Genomic DNA, 19,571 nt, shown 5'->3' on the forward strand with positions numbered 1-19,571 from the left:
TAATCCTTCCATACCGCAACGGGGAGGATCTCCAGATGGCAGACAATAAGCTTTCAGTTAAAGAAAAGATTGGCTATGGGATGGGCGATGCCGGATGTAACATCATTTTCGGCGCCATCATGCTGTTTGTTAACTATTTTTATACCGATATATTCGGCCTTGCTCCGGCGCTGGTCGGCGTATTGCTGCTCTCGGTGCGCGTTATTGACGCCGTGACCGACCCCATCATGGGGGCGATGGCCGACCGCACCCGCAGCAAATATGGCCGCTTTCGCCCGTGGCTGCTGTGGATAGCCTTCCCCTATGCCCTGTTTAGCGTCCTGATGTTCACCACGCCCGAGTGGACGTATAACAGCAAGGTTATCTATGCCTTCGTCACCTACTTCCTGCTCTCGCTGACCTATACCGCCATCAATATTCCCTACTGCTCGCTAGGCAGCGTCATTACTAATGACCCCAGGGAGCGCGTTGCCTGCCAGTCCTACCGCTTTGTGATGGTCGGCATTGCCACGCTGCTGCTGTCGTTAACGCTCCTGCCGATGGCGGACTGGTTCGGCGGCGCCGATAAAGCCAAAGGCTACCAGATGGCGATGACCGTGCTGGCGCTTATCGGCATGTGCATGTTTTTATTCTGTTTCGCCACGGTACGTGAGCGCGTGCGTCCGGCGGTGCAAACCAATGATGAACTGAAGAAGGATTTCAAAGACGTCTGGAAAAATGACCAGTGGGTACGCATTCTGCTGCTGACGCTGTGCAACGTCTGTCCGGGCTTTATCCGTATGGCCGCCACCATGTATTACGTAACCTGGGTGATGCAGCAAAGCACCCACTTTGCGACCCTGTTTATCAGCCTCGGCGTCGTCGGGATGATGATCGGCAGCATGCTGGCCAAGGTGCTGACCGACCGCTGGTGCAAGCTGCAGGTATTTTTCTGGACCAACATCGCGCTGGCTATCTTCTCCTGCGCCTTCTACTTCTTCGACCCGCACGCCACCACGATGATTATGGTGCTCTACTTCCTGCTTAACATCCTCCATCAGATCCCATCGCCGCTGCACTGGTCGCTGATGGCCGACGTTGATGACTACGGCGAGTGGAAAACCGGCAAACGCATCACCGGCATTAGCTTCTCCGGCAACCTCTTCTTCCTGAAGGTTGGGCTGGCGGTAGCCGGGGCGATGGTCGGCTTCCTGCTCTCCTGGTACGGCTATGATTCCGGGGCCAAAGAGCAAAGCGCCTCCGCCGTAAACGGCATTGTCCTGCTGTTCAGCATTATTCCGGGCATCGGCTATCTGCTGACCGCAGGGGTGGTGAGGATGCTAAAAGTGAATCGCGAGTTTATGAGCCAAATCCAGGCCGACCTCGAGAAACGCCGCGTCAACTACGGCGAGCTGAACGAACTTCAGGACCTCAAAACCAGCGAACAGATAAGGAAAGCCTGATGAACAACTGGCCGAATCCGTTTATTGAACAGCGCGCGGACCCGTTTATTCTGCGCCATCGGCAGCACTACTATTTTATAGCTTCGGTCCCGGAGTATGACCGGCTGGAGATCCGCCGCGCCGCAACGCTGGAGGGCCTGCGCGAGGCGCCGCCGGTGGTCGTCTGGCGCAAGCCGGAAAGCGGCCCGATGAGCCAGCTGATTTGGGCGCCGGAACTGCATGAAATTGACGGGAAATGGTACATCTACTTCGCGGCGACCCATACCCACGACCTCGACGCGCTGGGCATGTTCCAGCACCGCATGTTCGTGCTTGAATGCGATGACGGCGATCCGCTGACCGGCAGGTGGAGAGAAAAAGGCCGGGTGAAAACGCCCTTTGACACCTTTGCGCTGGATGCCACCACCTTCCGTCATCAGGGAAAGCAGTGGTATCTCTGGGCGCAAAAGGCCCCGCATATCGACGGCAACTCGAACCTGTATCTGGCAGAGCAGGAAAACCCATGGACGCTGAAAGGCGATCCCGTGATGCTGAGTAAGCCGGAGTTTGGCTGGGAGTGCCGCGGTTTTCTGGTGAACGAGGGCCCGGCGGCGCTGTTTCATGAGGACAAACTGTTCGTGAGCTACTCCGCCAGCGCCACGGATGAGAACTACTGCATGGGGCTGCTGTGGATCGACCGCCAGGCCGACCCGCTGCGGCCGGAGAACTGGCATAAATCGCCGCAGCCGGTGTTTTGCACCAGCGATGCGAACCGTCAGTATGGTCCCGGGCACAACGCCTTTACGCAAACGGAGGAAGGGGAAGACGTGCTGGTGTATCACGCGCGAAGCTACACCGAAATTGAAGGTGACCCGCTGTACGACCCTAATCGCCATACGCGGCTGAAGCGGATCGTCTGGCAAAAAAACGGGATGCCTGATTTTGGCATCCCGCCTGCGGATACAGACTAAGCGTCTCGCCCGCCGCCGGGCGGGCGCTTAAATCAGCGTGCCGTAAATCGTTAGCAGGGCCATAATCACCACCACCACCAGCGACGTTTTCTTGGCCATTGAGACGGCGGCCTTTGGCGTCTCGACCTTGTCGACATGCGGCTCGCGGGCGAGCGAGAACTGCGCCAGGCGCGTTAGCACCTGGTACTGCGACGAATGGCGATCGCCCAGCGAGGCGAACCAGGCGGGTAGCGCCTTCTCCCCGTGACCAACCAGCGCGTAAACCACGCCAACCAGCCGCACCGGCACCCAGTCCACGACGTGCAAAATGCCGTCAATTCCTGACTGTAAACGGTGGTGCGGCGTTTGATAGCGAGCCAGCCACGACTGCCATGCGCGCAGAACGCTGTAGCCAATCAGCGTGATCGGGCCCCACGGCCCGCCGACCACAAACCAGAACAGCGGCGCAAGGTAGTAGCGGTAGTTGATCCACAGCAGCGCATTCTGCAGTTCGCTGAGGTATTCGCGATTGTCGCAGCCCGGCGGGACGCCGTGGATAAGCGTCAGCTCGCTGGCCATCGCGTCGCAGGCATGCTTATCGTTGCGGGAAGCGGCCTTCAGATAGGCGTGATAGTGCAGACGGACTTTGCCGGCACCAATGCACAGCAGACCAAGCAGGATCCAGAACACCAGCAGCGGGACGTTAAACAGCACGCCCTGCAGCAGGCGCTGAATAATGTATACCGCGACCATCGCCACCGCCGCCATCAGCAGCGTGCCGAAAAGCGAGAAGTGCTTCACGCGACGGAACAGGACCTCGAGGCGATGATCGAGCTGCCAGTGCTCGCCCAGCTTAAACAGGCGTTCGGCGATGAGAACCAGCAGCGTAGAAAACAACGTCATGGCATCTCCTTATCTGACGAAGCGGTCAGCAGACCGCGAAATTTTGCCCAGTCAAACGCCGGGCCGGGATCCGTTTTACGCACCGGCGCGATATCGCTATGGCCGGTCATGTTTTCAGCAATGGCCGGATACAGCGCGGTCAGCTGCCGCGTAACCGCGGCCAGCTGCTGATACTGCGCGTCGGTATAAGCCAGCGTATCCGTTCCTTCCAGCTCAATACCAATAGAGAAGTCGTTGCAGCGCTCGCGCCCCTGATAGCAGGAGACGCCGGCATGCCACGCGCGCTTATCGAAAGGCACATACTGCACGATTTCACCATCGCGGCGAATCAGACAATGCGCCGAAACCCGCAGCTGAGCGATCCCGGCAAAATAGGGATGCGCGGTGGGATCGAGCGTGCCGCTGAACAGAGCGTCAATCCACGGACCGCCAAATTCACCCGGCGGCAGGCTAATATTATGCACCACCAGCAGAGAGGGGGTTTCATCATCCGGGCGGCAATCATGGTGCGGCGAAGGAACCCGACGCGCGCCCACCAGCCATCCTCCGTTCAACTGCATTGCGGAGTCTCCTTTCACTAACGCATGCTCCCGGGCCGCCCATGGCCAGGGATGCCGATTATCATACACAAATTCGTTCGGGGCCGATCGCCGCAGCCGGCGGGCAGAAAATGCGCCATCCGCCAATTCGACCTGTCCGCCCTTTAGCAAAGGAGCGGTGCCGCGCCTCAACCTCTACAGCGCAGGCACGCCAACGCTGCAATAGCCTGAAGGATGAAGAGTATATGGTGTAGAAACGCCGTTCAGGTTAGCATGTTTCCCACTTCTGAATCTTATCTATCTGGAGCTTTATCATGTCGCCTCGTCGCTACAACCCCGACCGCCGCCGTGACGCGCTGCTGGAACGTATTAACCTCGATATTACCGATGCCGTAGCCCAGTCCCTGCGCGAAGATTTAGGCGGCGAAGTTGACGCTAACAACGATATTAGCGCGCAATTATTGCCGGAAAGCGCACGCTCGCACGCGGTGGTCATTACGCGCGAAGACGGCGTGTTTTGCGGCAAGCGCTGGGTGGAAGAGGTCTTTATTCAGCTGGCTGGCGATGACGTCAGCGTCACCTGGCTGGTTGACGATGGCGACGCGGTCAAGGCGGATCAGCCGCTGTTTGAGCTGCAGGGCCCTTCCCGCCTTCTTCTGACCGGCGAGCGCACCGCGCTGAACTTCGTGCAGACCCTATCCGGGGTCGCCAGCGAGGTGCGCCGCTACGTGGATCTGCTGGCGGGCACCAAAACCCAGCTGCTCGATACCCGTAAAACCCTGCCCGGCCTGCGCACCGCGCTGAAGTATGCCGTCCTGTGCGGGGGCGGCGCAAACCACCGCCTGGGGCTGTTCGATGCCTTCCTGATCAAAGAGAACCACATTATTGCCTCCGGCTCCGTGCGCCAGGCCGTCGAGAAGGCCTTCTGGCTGCATCCGGACGTGCCGGTAGAAGTTGAGGTTGAATCCCTTGATGAGCTGGATGAAGCCCTGAAGGCCGGGGCCGATATCATCATGCTCGATAACTTCACCCCCGACCTGATGCGCGAAGCGGTGAAGCGCACCAGCGGCCAGGCCGCGCTGGAAGTCTCCGGCAACGTCACCTTCGAGACGATCCGTGAGTTTGCCGAAACCGGCGTCGATTACATCTCCGTTGGCGCCCTGACCAAACACGTCCGCGCGCTCGACCTGTCGATGCGTTTCCGCTAACGCTCCGCCCCGGCATGGCTCGCCTGCCGGGGCGCACGCTTTGCGAGGGCGATCTCAGCGCTTTGCCCTCACCCTGTAATAAGTAGAGAAGGCCCGGGAAGCCGCTTCCTGAGCGCTCATTTACCGCTCGTCATCCTCCCCGCAGACCGCCACAGTGCTCCCGACGCTAATAAGGAGCAAACGATGGACAAACAACGCGGCTTTACCCTTATCGAACTCATGGTGGTGATTGGCATTATCGCCATTCTCAGCGCCATCGGTATTCCCGCCTACCAGAACTATCTGCGCAAGGCGGCGCTCACCGACATGCTGCAAACCTTTATTCCCTACCGCACGGCGGTGGAGCTCTGCGCCCTTGAGCACGGCGGCCTCGCAAGCTGCGACGGCGGCAGCAACGGCATTCCCGCGCCCGCCACCACGCGCTACGTTTCCGCCCTGACCGTGGCGCAAGGCGTCGTCACGCTCAGCGGGCAGGAGAGCCTCAACGGGCTACGCGTCACCATGACGCCGGGCTGGGATAGCGCAAATGGCATTACCGGCTGGCAAAGAGAGTGCGACATCGCCAGCGGCAGCGCCCTCAAGCAGGCGTGTGAAGACGTCTTCCGCTTTAACTGAGGCCAACGCGATGAAAGCCGAAAAATTGATCGCCCTCTGCCAGCGCTACCATGCCCTGGTGCTTAACAGCGATGAGCAAACCCTCTCCATCGCGGTCGTAGACTCTCCGCCGCCTGAGCTGATGGAGGCGCTGCGCTTTGCCACGCAAAAGCGGATCGATATCGAGTGCTGGAGCCAGGAAAAAATGAATCAGCGCCAGCAGTCGGCCGCACAGCCCGGGCCATCTGCCGCCAGCGGCGAAACACCAACCGGCGTCATCGACCAGGTTAAGCAAATTCTGGAGCAGGCGCTGCGCCAGCGCGCATCTGATATCCACGTCGAGCCTGGTGAAAGTAGCCTGCGCATACGCCTGCGGGTCGACGGGGTGCTCCATCCGCTCGCGCCGCTCGCCGCCGAACTGGCGCTGCCGATAACGGCGCGGCTTAAGGTGCTCGGGAACCTTGATATTGCCGAACACCGCCTGCCGCAGGACGGTCAGTTTACTCAGACGCTCTCGGGACAATCGGTCTCATTTCGCATCGCCACCCTGCCCTGTCGCTACGGTGAGAAAATCGTTCTGCGCCTGCTGCATCAGGTGGAGCAGGCGCTGGACCTCGAGGCGATCGGCCTCTCCCCAGAACAGCTTGCCGCCTTTGTCTCGGCGCTCAATCAGCCCCAGGGGCTGCTGCTGGTCACCGGCCCAACCGGCAGCGGTAAGACCATCACGCTCTACAGCGCGCTGCAGAAGCGAAACCGCGATGAGGTTAATATTTGCAGCGTAGAGGATCCGCTGGAAATCCCCATCGCCGGCATGAATCAAACGCAGATCAACCCGCGATCCGGACTCACCTTTAACAGCGTTCTGCGCGCGCTGCTGCGTCAGGATCCGGACGTTGTTATGGTTGGCGAAATCCGCGATGCGGAGACCGCAGAAATTGCGATCAAAGCGGCGCAAACCGGACACCTCGTGCTCTCAACGCTGCACACCAACTCGACCAGCGAAACGCTGATTCGCCTGCAGCAGATGGGGATTGCCTGCTGGATGCTCTCATCCGCGCTATCGCTGGTCATTGCCCAGCGCCTGGTGCGCAGGCTCTGCCCGCACTGCCGCCGGAAGGCTGATGGCGGCATTGACGTGCCGCACAGCCTGTGGCCGCGTCGGCTGCCCCGCTGGCAGGCGACGGGCTGTCGGCACTGCTATCACGGCTACTATGGGCGCCTGGCGCTATTTGAGGTGCTCCCGATAGGCACCGCGCTGCAGCAGGCTATTTCCCGGGGGCTGAGCGCGGTGGAAATTGAGGCCCTGGCGCGTGAGGCCGGAATGACGACGCTATTTGAAAGCGGCTGCCTGGCCATTGAGCAGGGGCTGACCTGTTTTGAAGAGGTGGTCCGCGTGCTGGGGCTCCCCCATGGCGACTGAACGCCTTTGGCGCTGGCGCGGGCTTGATGCTAAAGGATCGCTGTGCCACGGCTCGCTGTGGAAAAGCTCCCGCCAGGAGGCGATGCAGGCGCTGCAGCATGAACGGATTATCCCCCTCGCGCTCCGCCGCTGCGCGGTACGCAGCGCGCTTTGGCATCCGCGCTACAGCGGTCAGGTTATCCACCAGCTGGCAACCCTCCTGCAGGCGGGACTGCCGCTCGCCGAGGGGCTGGAGCTGCTGGCGCAGCAGCAGACGGGCGCCCAGTGGCAGGCGCTGCTGCGAACGCTGGCTCAGGATCTCGCGCAGGGCATCGCGCTTTCCAGCGCGCTGGAAAGATGGCCGCAGGCGTTTCCTCCGCTCTATCTGGCGATGATCCGTACCGGGGAACTTACCGGTAAGCTGGATCTTTGCTGCTTTCATCTGGCTCGTCAGCAGCAGGAACAGCTGCAGCTGAGCGAAAAGGTCAAAAAGGCGCTGCGCTATCCGCTGATCGTTCTGCTGCTGGCGCTGCTGGTGGTAATGGGTATGCTCACTTTTGTCCTGCCGGAGTTTGCCGCTATCTACCAGACGTTCAACACGCCGCTCCCTCTGCTGACCAAAGTGGTGATAAGCGCCGGAGAAGGCCTCAGCGGCAGTTGGCCGCTGCTGCTGCTGATGGCGATACTGCCGTTTCTCCTCAACCGGCTGGCCCATCGTCGCCGCTCATGGCTACTCCGACGACAAAGGCTGCTTCACGCTTTGCCGGTAGTCGGAAAGCTAATAGGCGGACAGCGGCTCAGCCAGATATTTACCGTTTTAACCCTCACGCAGAGCGCCGGCATCAGCTTTATGCAGGGCCTGGAAAGCGTCGAAGAGACGCTAAGCTGCCCGCTTTGGCGCCAGAGGATCCATCAGGTTAATACGCAGATTGCCCGCGGGACTGCCATCTGGCAGGCGCTGGCGAACTGTGAGGGATTTACCCCGCTATGCCTGCAGCTCATCCGCACCGGGGAGGCTTCAGGGTCGCTGGATATCATGCTGGAGAACCTTGCCCGCCATCATAGCGAACGCACGCACCGCCAGGCAGAGGGCCTGGCCACGCTGCTGGAACCGATGCTGCTGCTGATAACCGGCGCCGTCGTTGGCATCCTGGTGGTGGCGATGTATTTGCCCATTTTTCATCTGGGCGACGCCATTAGCGGAATGGGGGGATAGCGGCTGGCGCAGGAGGTGCGCCAGCAAAACGGCATTACAGGCTGTTGAACACGCGGTTCTCTTGTTCCTGTACGCGAATAAAGGTCGTGCGTTTGGTCAGCTCTTTTAGACGAGATGCGCCGACATAGGTGCAGGCAGAGCGCAGGCCGCCGAGAATATCGCGGGCGGTGTTCTCAACCGGGCCGCGCAGGGGCAGCTTAACGGTTTTACCTTCCGCCGCGCGGTACTGAGCTACGCCGCCAACGTGACGGGTCATCGCGGATTCGGAGCTCATGCCGTAGAACAGCATAAACTTCTCGCCGTTCTCTTCAACAACGGTGCCGCCGCTCTCTTCGTGACCTGCCAGCATACCGCCCAGCATGACGAAATCAGCGCCGCCGCCGAAGGCTTTGGCGACGTCACCCGGCGTGGTGCACCCGCCGTCGCTGACAATCTGACCGCCCAGGCCGTGGGCCGCATCGGCGCATTCGATAACCGCAGAGAGCTGCGGGTAGCCAACGCCGGTTTTCACGCGGGTAGTACAAACCGAACCCGGACCGATGCCGACCTTCACGATATCCGCACCGGACAGAATCAGCTCTTCGCACATTTCGCCGGTCACGACGTTACCCGCGCAGATCGTTTTCAGCGGCCAGGCTTCGCGCGCCTTCGCCACGAACTGCACAAAATGCTCGGAATAACCGTTTGCCACATCAATACAAACGAAGCCGAGCTGCGGGTTCTGCGTCAGGATCTGTTTGGTTTTTTCGAAATCAACATCCGACGTGCCGGTAGAAACCATGACGTACTTCAGCACATCGGCGGGCGTGGTCTGCACAAAGCTGCGCCACTCTTCTACGGTGTAGTGCTTATGGACGGCAGTCAGGATCCCGAATGAGGCCAGCGCTTTTGCCATGCCAAAGGTACCAACGGTATCCATATTCGCGGCGATGATCGGCACGCCGGACCAGGAGAGGCCAGAATGTTTAAAAGTGAATTCACGTTCCAGTTCAACATCAGAACGACTTTTGAGGGTAGAGCGCTTGGGGCGGATAAGAACGTCTTTAAAACCAAGCTTCAGATCTTCTTCAATACGCATGTGCGAATTCCTGGGGTTAATTGCATTATTGTGAGAGCACAACTCCAGTGACGTTATCATACGCACGAATCATGACCGCGCAAGACTGCGATTTTCACTTTTTTTACGCTACAATCGTACAAATTTACCTGGTGAATTGAGAAATGCGCGAACGCGACAATCAACGGCCAGAGCGTTATTTTTAACCATTTGATTTATATGTACAAAGCAATCCAGTATTCGTCGTAAAAGTCTCTTCCGGCTCGAAGCAGCCTGACGGGACACCCACCGCAGAGTCACGGCTCGTGAAGCGCGGGCGCTGCTGAAAAGTCAATGTGTGTATGGTCAGTTTCAGGAACGGGGTATATGAGGTATACGGTAGCGTTAACGGGCGGCATCGGTAGCGGTAAAAGCACCGTAGCCGATGCATTCTCTCACCTCGGTGTTAACGTTATTGACGCCGACGTTATCGCCCGCCAGGTGGTCGAGCCTGGAACCTCTGCGCTACTGGCGATTGCCGCTCGTTTCGGCCAACAGATGATTAACGATGACGGCACGCTGAACCGCCGCAGCCTGCGGGAACGCATCTTCGCTCACGCTGAAGATAAAACCTGGCTTAACGCGCTGCTGCATCCGCTCATTCAGCAGGAAACCCGCCGTCAAATTCAGGCGGCGTCCTCTCCCTATGTTCTCTGGGTCGTTCCCCTGTTGGTCGAAAACAATCTCGTCGCCAACGCCGACCGCGTGCTGGTCGTCGATGTTGCAAAAGAGACGCAAATAGCGCGAACCATACTGCGCGATCGGGTTAGCCGTGAGCACGCAGAACGCATTCTCGCCGCCCAGGCCACGCGTGAACAACGCCTCGCCGCTGCGGATGATGTCATTGAAAATATGGGCCCTCCGGATGCCATCGCATCGGATGTCGCCCGCCTGCACGAAAAGTATCTAATGCTGGCATCGCAGGCCGCCTCACAGGAAAAATCGTAATGCATACCCCCGTTCTATTTGAACATCCCCTCAATGAGAAAATGCGCACCTGGCTGCGTATTGAATTTTTGATTCAACAGCTCTCCGTGCACCCGACGATCGCCACCTACTCGGATGCGCTCCACTTCTTCCGTAATACGGGCGATCTGCTGGACGTTCTCGAACGCGGCGAGGTGCGGACGGATCTTCTCAAAGAGCTCGAGCGGCAGCAGCGTAAACTGCAGTCCTGGGCAGAAGTACCGGGCGTCGACCGCGGGCGTATTGACGAATTGCGCCAACAGCTGAAGCACGCCGGCAGCGCGCTGATGTCCGCTCCGCGCATCGGTCAGTTCCTGCGAGAGGATCGTTTAATTGCGCTGGTTCGCCAGCGTCTGAGCATTCCCGGCGGCTGCTGCAGTTTCGATCTGCCCACGCTGCATATCTGGCTGCATATGCCTCAGGAGTATCGCGACGAGCAGGTTGATAGATGGTTAGCGAGCCTGCAGCCGCTCACCCAGGCGCTGGTGCTGATCCTCGATTTGATCCGCAACTCTGCGCCCTTTCGCAAGCAGACCAGCCTCAACGGTTTTTATCAGGATAACGGCGATGATGCCGATCTGCTGCGCTTACGCCTCGATCTTGCCAGCCAGCTGTATCCGCAAATTTCTGGCCATAAAAGCCGCTTTGCCATTCGCTTTCTCCCGTTGGACAGCGAGCTCGGTATCGTCCCCGAGCGCTTTGATTTTGAACTGGCCTGTTGTTAAGGAGGAAAGATGTCAAAAGAGACAACCGTTAACTGCCCGACCTGCGGTAAAAATGTGGTCTGGAATGAGCGCAGCCCGTTTCGGCCATTTTGCTCAAAACGCTGTCAGCTCATTGACTTAGGTGAATGGGCGGCGGAAGAAAAACGCATTCCTAGCGCGGGCGACCTGTCCGATACCGATGACTGGAGCGAACAGCAGCAGTAGCGCCGCGGCGGCAGAAAATCCCGGAGATGACCTTGCGTCCTGTCCGGGTGATTTTCTCAGCGGGCGGCGTGCACTAATTTGCTGATAATTGGTTCGTTGGCCGGCGGAAACTCCTCGGCCAGCAGCGCACGCTGGGCAATCCAGCGCCCCGGCTGCCCCTCTTTACCCCAGGGTTCGCCCTCCCAGTCGTCCACCAGCCAGAACCACAGCGTGATGTGCCGGTCGGGGAACTGATACTCGAGCTTATCAAACAGGCTGGACGCGCGTACGGTAATGCCGACCTCTTCCTGCAGCTCGCGCACCAGCGCCTGCTCGGCCGACTCTCCCGCTTCAATTTTGCCACCGGGAAACTCGAGCTTATTTGCCATATGCGCATCGGCGGCACGCTGGGTAATAAAGATTTCACCCTGCGGGTTACGGATGATTCCAACGGAGATTTGCAGTATTTTCATTGCGTTAATTCCATAAAAAAGGCGCAGATATCTGCGCCTTTATTTTTATTCTCTGAGCTTAGCTCAGACGACCATGGCACTGCTTATATTTTTTACCGGAACCACACGGGCAAGGATCGTTCCGGCCAACCTTACGCTCGCCGGTTTCCTCAGCCAGTGCGGCCGCCGCCAGGGTATCGTCATCCTGATGGCTCAGCTGCTGCATCTGCGCCAGGCGCTCCGCCTCTTCGCGACGCTGCTGCTCCATCGCTTCAACTTCTTCCGGCATCCGCACCTGTACCTTGCTCAGGGTGCTGATCACTTCATACTTCAGGGATTCAAGCATCGCCGCAAACATCGAGAACGATTCACGCTTGTATTCCTGCTTCGGATCTTTCTGCGCGTAACCGCGCAGATGGATACCCTGACGCAGGTAGTCCATCGCCGCCAGATGCTCTTTCCACAGTGAGTCCAGAGTCTGCAGCATCACGCCTTTTTCGAAATGACGCATCATTTCGGTACCCACGACTTCTTCTTTACGCTGATAGGTTTCTACCGCGCTCTGCAGAATACGCTCACGCAGGGTTTCTTCATGCAGCTCAGGCTCTTTGTCCAACCACTCTTTGAGCGGCAGCTCGAGATCGAAGTCGTTTTTCAGACGTTCCTGCAGGCCTTCGACATCCCACATTTCCTCCAGGGACTGCGGCGGAATGTGCGCATCGATAGTCGTTTTGAAAACGTCTTCGCGAATGCTGTTGATGGTTTCGCTAACATCAGAGACGTCCAGCAGTTCGTTACGCTGGCTGTAGATGGCACGACGCTGGTCGTTAGCCACGTCATCATATTCCAGCAGCTGCTTACGAATATCAAAGTTGCGGCTTTCAACCTTACGCTGCGCGTTGGCGATCGCTTTGGTGACCCACGGGTGTTCAATCGCTTCGCCCGGCTTCATCCCCAGCTTACGCATCATGCCCGACACGCGGTCAGAGGCAAAGATGCGCATCAGGGCATCTTCCATCGACAGATAGAAACGAGAAGAACCGGCATCACCCTGACGACCTGAACGGCCGCGCAGCTGGTTATCGATGCGGCGAGATTCATGACGCTCGGTACCGATAATGTGTAAACCACCGGAGGCCAGCACCGCTTCGTGACGCACCTGCCAGTCGGCTTTGATCTGCGCGATCTGCTCTGGAGTCGGATCTTCCAGCGCGGCGACTTCCGCCTGCCAGCTGCCGCCCAGCACGATATCCGTACCACGACCGGCCATGTTGGTGGCGATGGTCACCGCGGCCGGGTAGCCGGCCTGAGCCACGATATCCGCTTCGCTGGCGTGGAACTTGGCGTTCAGGACATTGTGTTTGATGCCCGCTTTGGTCAGCTCCTGCGAAACCACTTCCGATTTTTCGATAGAAATCGTACCCACCAGAACCGGCTGGCCGGCGGCAGTACGCTCTCTGATATCTTCGATGATCGCCTGAATTTTTTCTGCTTCGGTCATATAGACCAGATCCGCCATATCCTTACGGATCATCGGACGGTTGGTCGGTACCACGACGGTATCCAGCTTATAGATAGAGCTGAATTCGAAAGCTTCGGTATCCGCAGTACCTGTCATCCCCGCCAGCTTCTCGTACAGACGGAAGTAGTTCTGGAAGGTGATGGACGCCAGCGTCTGGTTCTCGTTCTGGATATCAACGCCTTCTTTGGCTTCGACGGCCTGGTGCAGACCGTCTGACCAGCGACGACCCTGCATGGTACGACCGGTGTGCTCATCGACGATAATGACTTCGCCATCTTTTACGATGTAGTCAACGTCGCGGGTAAACAGCACGTGCGCGCGCAGCGCCGCGGTCACGTGGTGCATCAGCATAATGTTAGTCGGTGAATACAGGGATTCACCTTCATCCATAATGCCTTCGTTGACCAGCAGTTCTTCAATCAGCACCAGCCCGCGTTCGGTCAGGTTCACCTGACGCGCCTTCTCGTCTACCGAGAAGTGGCCTTCACCGGTAAAGGTGTCGGAGTCCTCTTTATCCTGGCGCACCAGGTGAGGGATGATCTTATTCACTTTCTTGTACATTTCCGAGCTGTCTTCAGCCGGACCGGAAATGATCAGCGGCGTACGCGCTTCATCGATAAGAATGGAGTCAACCTCATCCACCAGCGCATAGTGCAGCTTACGCTGTACGCGCTCTTCCGGGCTGAACGCCATGTTATCGCGCAGATAGTCGAAGCCGTATTCGTTGTTGGTGCCGTAGGTGATATCGGCGGCGTAAGCTTCACGCTTGGCCGGAGCTGGCAGGCCCGACATATTGATACCGACGGTCATACCGAGGAACTCAAACAGCGGACGGTTGTTTTCAGCATCACGCTGCGCCAGATAGTCGTTGACGGTCACGACGTGCACGCCTTTACCTGACAGTGCGTTCAGATAGGCCGGGAGGGTAGCGGTCAGCGTTTTACCTTCACCGGTACGCATTTCCGCGATGCAGCGCTCGTTGAGCACCATGCCGCCAAGCAGCTGTACGTCAAAGTGACGCATACCGAATACGCGCTTACTGGCTTCACGTACCACGGCAAAGGCTTCCGGGATCAGGCTTTCTACGCTTTCGCCTTTTGCCAGACGCGCGCGGAACTCTTCTGTTTTAGCCTTCAGCTCATCATCAGAGAGCTTCTCCATGGCAGGTTCCATGGAGTTAATCAGCGTCACGGCTTTGCGCATACGGCGCAGTGTACGATCGTTACGGCTACCGAAAACTTTAGTTAATAATTTGATTAGCATAATAAAATCTCAAACGCCCCGCGATGCGGAGTCACAAAAAATAGAATGATCCGTTTTTAGTTCAGCTGAGGCGTTGGGGTCCGGCGCGTATCCCGGTGACCTGGCTAATCCAGGCGGAGACGCAAAAGGCGCGATGGGAGGGGTTGTATGTCGCCTGGCGCACAATGACCGGCGGCTTGCTTTCCTGCGTCAGCAGCGCGCTGAGCGTATCGAGCAGGGCCAGATGCTGCGCCTGTAATGGCGAAGATTCTTCCGCAACCGGCAGCGCCTGGGGCGCCATGGCAAATGAGAGATGACGGATAACCGTGCGGATGGCGTGCTGATGCCAGTAGTCGACGGTAAAGTTTGGCCGGCGGTTGGCTTCCAGCAGAGCAAGCTGGGAGAAATTAACTTTATTCGGCGTGTGGCTGCTGGCCGTTGCTTTCGCCGGTGATGCCGTTTCGTGACTATTGCTTAACGCAGGCAGGCCAAAGCTAGCCGCGACCATCCCCAACAGGAGATGCGGCCAGAAATACCGTCTGCCAAACTGTCGCCAGCGCGTCAGCAATCCACTCACGTCCATTACCTTTAGTTGAAGCAACCCCAGGAAATAATTTTGCGCCCAAATATTACCATTAATACCGCGTCACGGCAGCAGGAATGAAAGCTTTGCACAGGTAAAAGCGGTCAATTAAGCAGCGAACGCGCGGCGTCAGCGATGGTTGAATCGGGGTGAAATGAGAATCGGGAGGTAAAAAAGAAAAACGACTGGCTCCCTGGCCGGAGAGAGTACCAGGTTACCAGTCGATTTTACTGAATGGTCAGGCTTACGCCATAACCATTGATGGCGCGCGGAATGCCAGCGGCATTTCTGCTTCGTCTTCGAAGGTCACATACTCCCAGGCTTCCTGTTTTGCCAGAACGGCCTGCAGCAGTTTGTTGTTCAACGCGTGACCTGATTTGAACGCCGTGAATGCGCCGATGATATTGTGACCACACATAAACAGGTCACCAATCGCATCCAGCATTTTGTGGCGGACAAACTCATCTTCAAAGCGTAAGCCGTCTTCGTTCAGTACGCGATAATCGTCAACAACGATGGCACAATCGAAGCTGCCGCCCAGGCACAGGCCGCGGGACTGCAGATATTCGATATCACGCATAAAACCGAAGGTACGCGCACGGCTAATCTGGCGCATAAATGCATCAGCAGAGAAGTTCATCGCATAGCGCTGGTTGCTTGAGTCAATCGCCGGATGGTTAAAATCGATGGTAAAGTCCAACGAAAAACCATTGTACGGCTTAAACTCAGCCCACTTGTCGCCATCTTCAACGCGAACGGTCTCTTTAATGCGCACAAATTTCTTGGCGCAGTTCAGTTCATCGATGCCGGCATCCAGCAGCAGATAAACGAACGGAGCAGCACTGCCGTCCATAATCGGGATTTCCGGTGCATCGACTTCAATAACAATGTTGTCAATGCCCAGGCCAGCCAGTGCGGCATTCAGGTGCTCGACCGTTGAAATCCGCACGTCATGCTCGTTCACCAGGCAAGTACAGAGCATGGTATCACGCACAGATTTGGCATCAGCCGGAAAATCAACCGGTGGATTCAAGTCGGTGCGACGATAGATGACCCCGGTATTTGCCGGCGCAGGTCGTAACGTCAGTGTGACTTTCTTGCCGGTATGCAAACCGACGCCAGTCGCCTGAACGATACGTTTAAGAGTCCTTTGTTTGATCATCGTATAATCTCGCCAAGTTACCTATCCAACCGAAGTGTATAACACTTTCGGACGGGCAGTTTAGCACAAAGAGCGCTGATGCCCAACTTCCAGCCAATTCTTAATCGGCTTGCTTGCGCAGGAAGGCCGGGATATCCAGATAATCCGGCTCTTTCGCGGTTTGCGGCGTATTGTCGTTCACCACTTTCGCTGCCGGTTTCTGCTCTTGATTCAGCGGCGCCATACCGTGCTGCTGGTAGCGATCCATTACCGGCTGCTGAACCTGCTTGTTGGTTACCAGGGTAATTTCCGGACGTTTGTCCATGCCAATACCGGTCGCAACCACGGTCACGCGCAGCTCGTCGTTCATATCCGGATCCAGAGAAGTACCGATAACCACGGTGGCGTTATCCGATGCGAATGCGCGGATAGTGTTACCTACGGTTTCGAACTCATCCAGACGCAGGTCGAAGCCAGCGGTGATGTTGACCAGAACGCCGCGCGCGCCGGACAGATCGATATCTTCCAGCAGCGGAGAAGAAATCGCCATTTCAGCTGCTTCTTCCGCACGGTCTTCACCGCTCGCCACGCCGGAGCCCATCATCGCGTAGCCCATTTCGGACATCACGGTGCGCACATCCGCAAAGTCGACGTTCATCAGACCCGGACGGGTAATCAGTTCGGCGATACCCTGCACAGCGCCTTTCAGCACATCGTTTGCTGCGCCGAAGGCGTCCAGCAGCGAAATGCCGCGGCCAAGAACTTTCAGCAGCTTGTCGTTCGGAATAGTGATCAGTGAATCGACGTGCTTGGAGAGCTCGGTGATCCCCTGCTCGGCAAAAGCCATACGCTTCTTGCCTTCAAAATTGAAGGGCTTGGTCACAACCGCGACGGTCAGGATACCAAGATCCTTCGCCACTTCTGCGACCACAGGTGCCGCACCGGTACCGGTACCACCGCCCATACCTGCCGCGATAAACACCATGTCTGCGCCGTCGAGAGCAGCACGCAGCGCTTCACGGTCTTCATCCGCCGCATTGCGGCCGACTTCCGGGTTGGCGCCCGCGCCCAGACCTTTGGTAATACCGCTACCAATCTGAATAGTCTGGCCAACGGCCGTTTTACGCAGCGCCTGCGCGTCGGTGTTCACCGCGAAGAATTCCACACCCTCGATGCGCTCGCGCACCATGTGCTCTACGGCATTACCGCCGCCGCCACCGACGCCGATGACTTTAATCACCGCGTCGTTGGTTAATTCCATTGGTTCAAACATAGTTTCTCTCCGTCTTGTGCCTGTCGCCTGAGAACGCTAATTTTCTGCGTTCTCTTAAAAAATTAAAACTCTTTTCGCAGCCAGCTATTTAGTCGCTTAATCCACGAGCCAACTGATGCAGTTACGCGTTTTTCCACTTCTGCTTCACCACTAAGATGAGACTCCTTCCCGTAGTGCAGCAACCCAACCGCCGTTGAATAATACGGCTCCTGGGCATAATCCGTTAAACCGGTAATGTTCAGCGGTGCACCGATACGCACCTGCGTATGAAACACCCGCTGCGCACAGGCGGCAAGGCCTTCAATTTGCGCCGCGCCGCCGGTTAACACAATCCCCGCAGCCAGATGGTGCTTCACGCCCTGCTGGCGGAGCTGCTCCTGCAGCTGCAGGATCTCTTCATTGACCAGGTTGAGCAGTTCGGTATAACGCGGCTCAATAACCTCTGCCAGCGTCTGACGCTGCAGGCTGCGCGGCGGGCGTCCGCCTACGCTCGGAACTTCGACGTTTTCGTCTTTACCGACGATTGAGCCCAGCGCGCAGCCGTGGCGCACCTTGATCGCTTCGGCATCGCTCGGCGGCGTACCGAAGGCGTAGGCGATATCGCTGGTCACCACGTTGCCCGCGTACGGGATCACTTTGGTATGACGCAGCGCGCCGCCGGTATACACGGCGATATCCATTGTACCACCGCCGATGTCCACAACGCAGACACCCAGCTCACGTTCATCTTCCGTCAACACGGAATAACTGGCCGCTAAACCGGCGAAAATGAGCTGATCCACTTTCAGACCGCAGCGCTCCACCGCTTTAACAATATTTTTTGCCATATCGTTATGGCAGGTAATCAAATGTACTTTTGCCTGCATACGCACGCCAGACAGGCCAACCGGGTTTTTAATCCCCTCCTGGTAGTCAATGGCGTACTCCTGCGGGATGACGTGCAGCACGCGATGCTCATCGCGTACGCGGACCGACTTGGCGGTATGCACCACGTTCTCAACGTCGTCCAGCGTCACCTCTTCTTCTGAAATCGGCACCATACCAATTTCATTTTGACAGCTAATATGTTTACCTGAAAGCGCCAGGTACACTGACGAAATCTGGCAATCAGCCATCAGTTCGGCCTGGTCAATGGCGCGCTGTACGCATTTCACCACGGATTCCAGGTCGTTAACCCCGCCTTTATCCATACCACGCGATGGGCAGCTGCCCACGCCAATGATATTAACCACGCCGTCGGGCAGAACTTCCCCTACTAAAGCGGCAACCTTCGCGGTGCCAATCTCCAGTCCAACTACCAGCTTTCTGTCCGTCGCCTTGATCATTGTTGTTCTGCCTGTGCCTGATTCTGTTGTTGATTAGTTTCCTCAGCGGGAGCAGGCACCCAGCCTACCGCCGCGCCCGAGTCATAGCGCAAATCAACGTAGCTTATCCGTTTGCCATCGGTCTGCGCCTGCTGCTGAAGAACCGGGTAAAGTTCCATAAAGCGCTGAAGACGTTTCATGGTGTCGCCGCGGCCAAGGTTGAGCTTAATATCGTTATTAAGCGTCAGCTGCCAGGAGCGACGCGCGGTCATCGCCGCCACTTTCAACGTGAATTTATCCTTTGCCAGCACCTGCCCCATGTCGCGATATCCTTGCAACACTTCGTTCTCGCTGCCTTCCGGGCCATACAGCATCGGTAAATTCTGTTTATTGGTGCGATCCGCCGGGACGCTGAAAGAATTACCTTCTACGTCCACCATATGCTGATCATTCCAACGCGCAATCGGCACATATTCAACCAGATGAATCTTCAATTCGTCCGGCCACTGCTTTCTGACGCTCGCCTGTTTAATCCACGGCAGGCGCTCAATCTGACTTTGGATGATATTCACATCCTGGGTCATAAAGGTTCCCGGAGAACCCAGCGCCAGAATTGCCTGGCGAATATCGTCATTACGCGTGTAGTGACGCTCACCGGTTACCACCATCTTGGACAGCGGTAAACGCTGTGCGTCTTCCATCCAGCCCAGAACCATCCACCCGCTGACCAATACGGTACACAGCACCGCCAGCAGGAAGAAAATCCCCGCCAGACGAGTTCCATTACTTCGGCGCGAAGAAGACATTTCCTCTTCTTCTTCGTGGTTCCGCGTATTCAGCGCAGCCTGCGACAT

The 19,571-nt window shown here is 57.4% G+C and carries 19 protein-coding genes; 9 read left to right on the forward strand and 10 right to left on the reverse strand.

The genetic code is table 11. The features are described 5' to 3' along the window. The first annotated feature begins 35 nt into the window (after positions 1–35). Both EDF75_RS19945 and EDF75_RS19950 read left to right on the forward strand, forming a co-directional pair. Positions 36–1,442, forward strand: a complete 1,407-nt coding sequence (locus EDF75_RS19945) for a glycoside-pentoside-hexuronide (GPH):cation symporter (RefSeq protein WP_123710096.1) — start codon at positions 36–38, stop codon at positions 1,440–1,442. After that, positions 1,442–2,392 carry a glycoside hydrolase family 43 protein gene (locus tag EDF75_RS19950; RefSeq protein WP_133600643.1) on the forward strand — a complete coding sequence of 317 codons (951 nt, stop codon included), beginning with the start codon at positions 1,442–1,444 and terminating at the stop codon, positions 2,390–2,392. Before EDF75_RS19945 ends, EDF75_RS19950 begins: the two co-directional genes overlap by 1 nt. A 27-nt stretch (positions 2,393–2,419) precedes the next feature. Here the strand turns inward: EDF75_RS19950 and ampE are convergent, their stop codons facing one another. After that, complete coding sequence (gene ampE, locus EDF75_RS19955; protein WP_133600644.1) at positions 2,420–3,274, reverse strand: beta-lactamase regulator AmpE; 855 nt, start codon at positions 3,272–3,274, stop codon at positions 2,420–2,422. Next, on the reverse strand, positions 3,271–3,834 hold the full coding sequence (gene ampD / locus EDF75_RS19960; RefSeq protein WP_133600645.1) for a 1,6-anhydro-N-acetylmuramyl-L-alanine amidase AmpD: 564 nt from the start codon (positions 3,832–3,834) through the stop codon (positions 3,271–3,273). The genes ampE and ampD overlap by 4 nt, the downstream gene beginning before the upstream one ends. Before the next feature lie 293 nt (positions 3,835–4,127). On the opposite strand from ampD, the gene nadC reads away from it, so the two are divergent. The 4 genes from nadC to hofC all read left to right on the forward strand — a co-directional run bounded on the left by nadC (position 4,128) and on the right by hofC (position 8,230). After that, entirely contained in the window at positions 4,128–5,021 is an 894-nt protein-coding gene (gene nadC / locus EDF75_RS19965; RefSeq protein ID WP_133600646.1) for a carboxylating nicotinate-nucleotide diphosphorylase, read from the forward strand. 183 nt (positions 5,022–5,204) lie between these two features. Further along, positions 5,205–5,636 (forward strand): prepilin peptidase-dependent pilin, encoded by a 432-nt coding sequence (gene ppdD, locus EDF75_RS19970; protein WP_133600647.1) that lies wholly within the window; start codon positions 5,205–5,207, stop codon positions 5,634–5,636. 10 nt (positions 5,637–5,646) lie between these two features. Continuing rightward, a complete protein-coding gene (gspE, locus tag EDF75_RS19975; protein WP_133600648.1) occupies positions 5,647–7,035 on the forward strand; it encodes a type II secretion system protein GspE in 1,389 nt (462 codons plus the stop codon). Beyond that, complete coding sequence (gene hofC, locus EDF75_RS19980) at positions 7,025–8,230, forward strand: protein transport protein HofC (RefSeq protein WP_133600649.1); 1,206 nt, start codon at positions 7,025–7,027, stop codon at positions 8,228–8,230. The genes gspE and hofC overlap by 11 nt, the downstream gene beginning before the upstream one ends. Before the next feature lie 34 nt (positions 8,231–8,264). Here the strand turns inward: hofC and EDF75_RS19985 are convergent, their stop codons facing one another. Beyond that, a complete protein-coding gene (locus EDF75_RS19985) occupies positions 8,265–9,308 on the reverse strand; it encodes a GMP reductase (protein ID WP_133600650.1) in 1,044 nt (347 codons plus the stop codon). 345 nt (positions 9,309–9,653) lie between these two features. On the opposite strand from EDF75_RS19985, the gene coaE reads away from it, so the two are divergent. The 3 genes from coaE to yacG are packed head-to-tail and all read left to right on the forward strand — an operon-like array spanning position 9,654 to position 11,221. Then, on the forward strand, positions 9,654–10,274 hold the full coding sequence (coaE, locus tag EDF75_RS19990) for a dephospho-CoA kinase (protein ID WP_133600651.1): 621 nt from the start codon (positions 9,654–9,656) through the stop codon (positions 10,272–10,274). Further along, positions 10,274–11,017 (forward strand): cell division protein ZapD, encoded by a 744-nt coding sequence (gene zapD, locus EDF75_RS19995; protein ID WP_045859881.1) that lies wholly within the window; start codon positions 10,274–10,276, stop codon positions 11,015–11,017. The genes coaE and zapD overlap by 1 nt, the downstream gene beginning before the upstream one ends. 9 nt (positions 11,018–11,026) lie before the next feature. Next, positions 11,027–11,221 carry a DNA gyrase inhibitor YacG gene (gene yacG, locus EDF75_RS20000; protein WP_133600652.1) on the forward strand — a complete coding sequence of 65 codons (195 nt, stop codon included), beginning with the start codon at positions 11,027–11,029 and terminating at the stop codon, positions 11,219–11,221. 56 nt (positions 11,222–11,277) lie between these two features. On the opposite strand, the gene mutT is transcribed toward yacG, so the two are convergent. The 7 genes from mutT to ftsQ all read right to left on the reverse strand — a co-directional run bounded on the left by mutT (position 11,278) and on the right by ftsQ (position 19,571). Further along, complete coding sequence (gene mutT / locus EDF75_RS20005) at positions 11,278–11,673, reverse strand: 8-oxo-dGTP diphosphatase MutT (RefSeq protein WP_076946387.1); 396 nt, start codon at positions 11,671–11,673, stop codon at positions 11,278–11,280. A 58-nt stretch (positions 11,674–11,731) separates the two neighbouring features. Next, positions 11,732–14,437, reverse strand: coding sequence for a preprotein translocase subunit SecA (gene secA / locus EDF75_RS20010; protein WP_133600653.1), 2,706 nt, complete (start codon positions 14,435–14,437; stop codon positions 11,732–11,734). A gap of 61 nt (positions 14,438–14,498) precedes the next feature. Next, positions 14,499–14,993 carry a secA translation cis-regulator SecM gene (gene secM / locus EDF75_RS20015; RefSeq protein WP_200851438.1) on the reverse strand — a complete coding sequence of 165 codons (495 nt, stop codon included), beginning with the start codon at positions 14,991–14,993 and terminating at the stop codon, positions 14,499–14,501. A 250-nt stretch (positions 14,994–15,243) separates the two neighbouring features. Continuing rightward, positions 15,244–16,161, reverse strand: coding sequence for a UDP-3-O-acyl-N-acetylglucosamine deacetylase (gene lpxC, locus EDF75_RS20020; protein WP_041144054.1), 918 nt, complete (start codon positions 16,159–16,161; stop codon positions 15,244–15,246). 100 nt (positions 16,162–16,261) lie between these two features. Continuing rightward, positions 16,262–17,413 carry a cell division protein FtsZ gene (ftsZ, locus tag EDF75_RS20025; protein WP_041144053.1) on the reverse strand — a complete coding sequence of 384 codons (1,152 nt, stop codon included), beginning with the start codon at positions 17,411–17,413 and terminating at the stop codon, positions 16,262–16,264. A 62-nt stretch (positions 17,414–17,475) separates the two neighbouring features. After that, positions 17,476–18,738, reverse strand: a complete 1,263-nt coding sequence (gene ftsA, locus EDF75_RS20030; RefSeq protein WP_004857881.1) for a cell division protein FtsA — start codon at positions 18,736–18,738, stop codon at positions 17,476–17,478. Beyond that, complete coding sequence (gene ftsQ / locus EDF75_RS20035; protein WP_041144052.1) at positions 18,735–19,571, reverse strand: cell division protein FtsQ; 837 nt, start codon at positions 19,569–19,571, stop codon at positions 18,735–18,737. The genes ftsA and ftsQ overlap by 4 nt, the downstream gene beginning before the upstream one ends.

Origin of the sequence: Klebsiella sp. BIGb0149 (genome assembly GCF_004362605.1) — a bacterium.
Taxonomy (GTDB): domain Bacteria; phylum Pseudomonadota; class Gammaproteobacteria; order Enterobacterales; family Enterobacteriaceae; genus Klebsiella; species Klebsiella terrigena.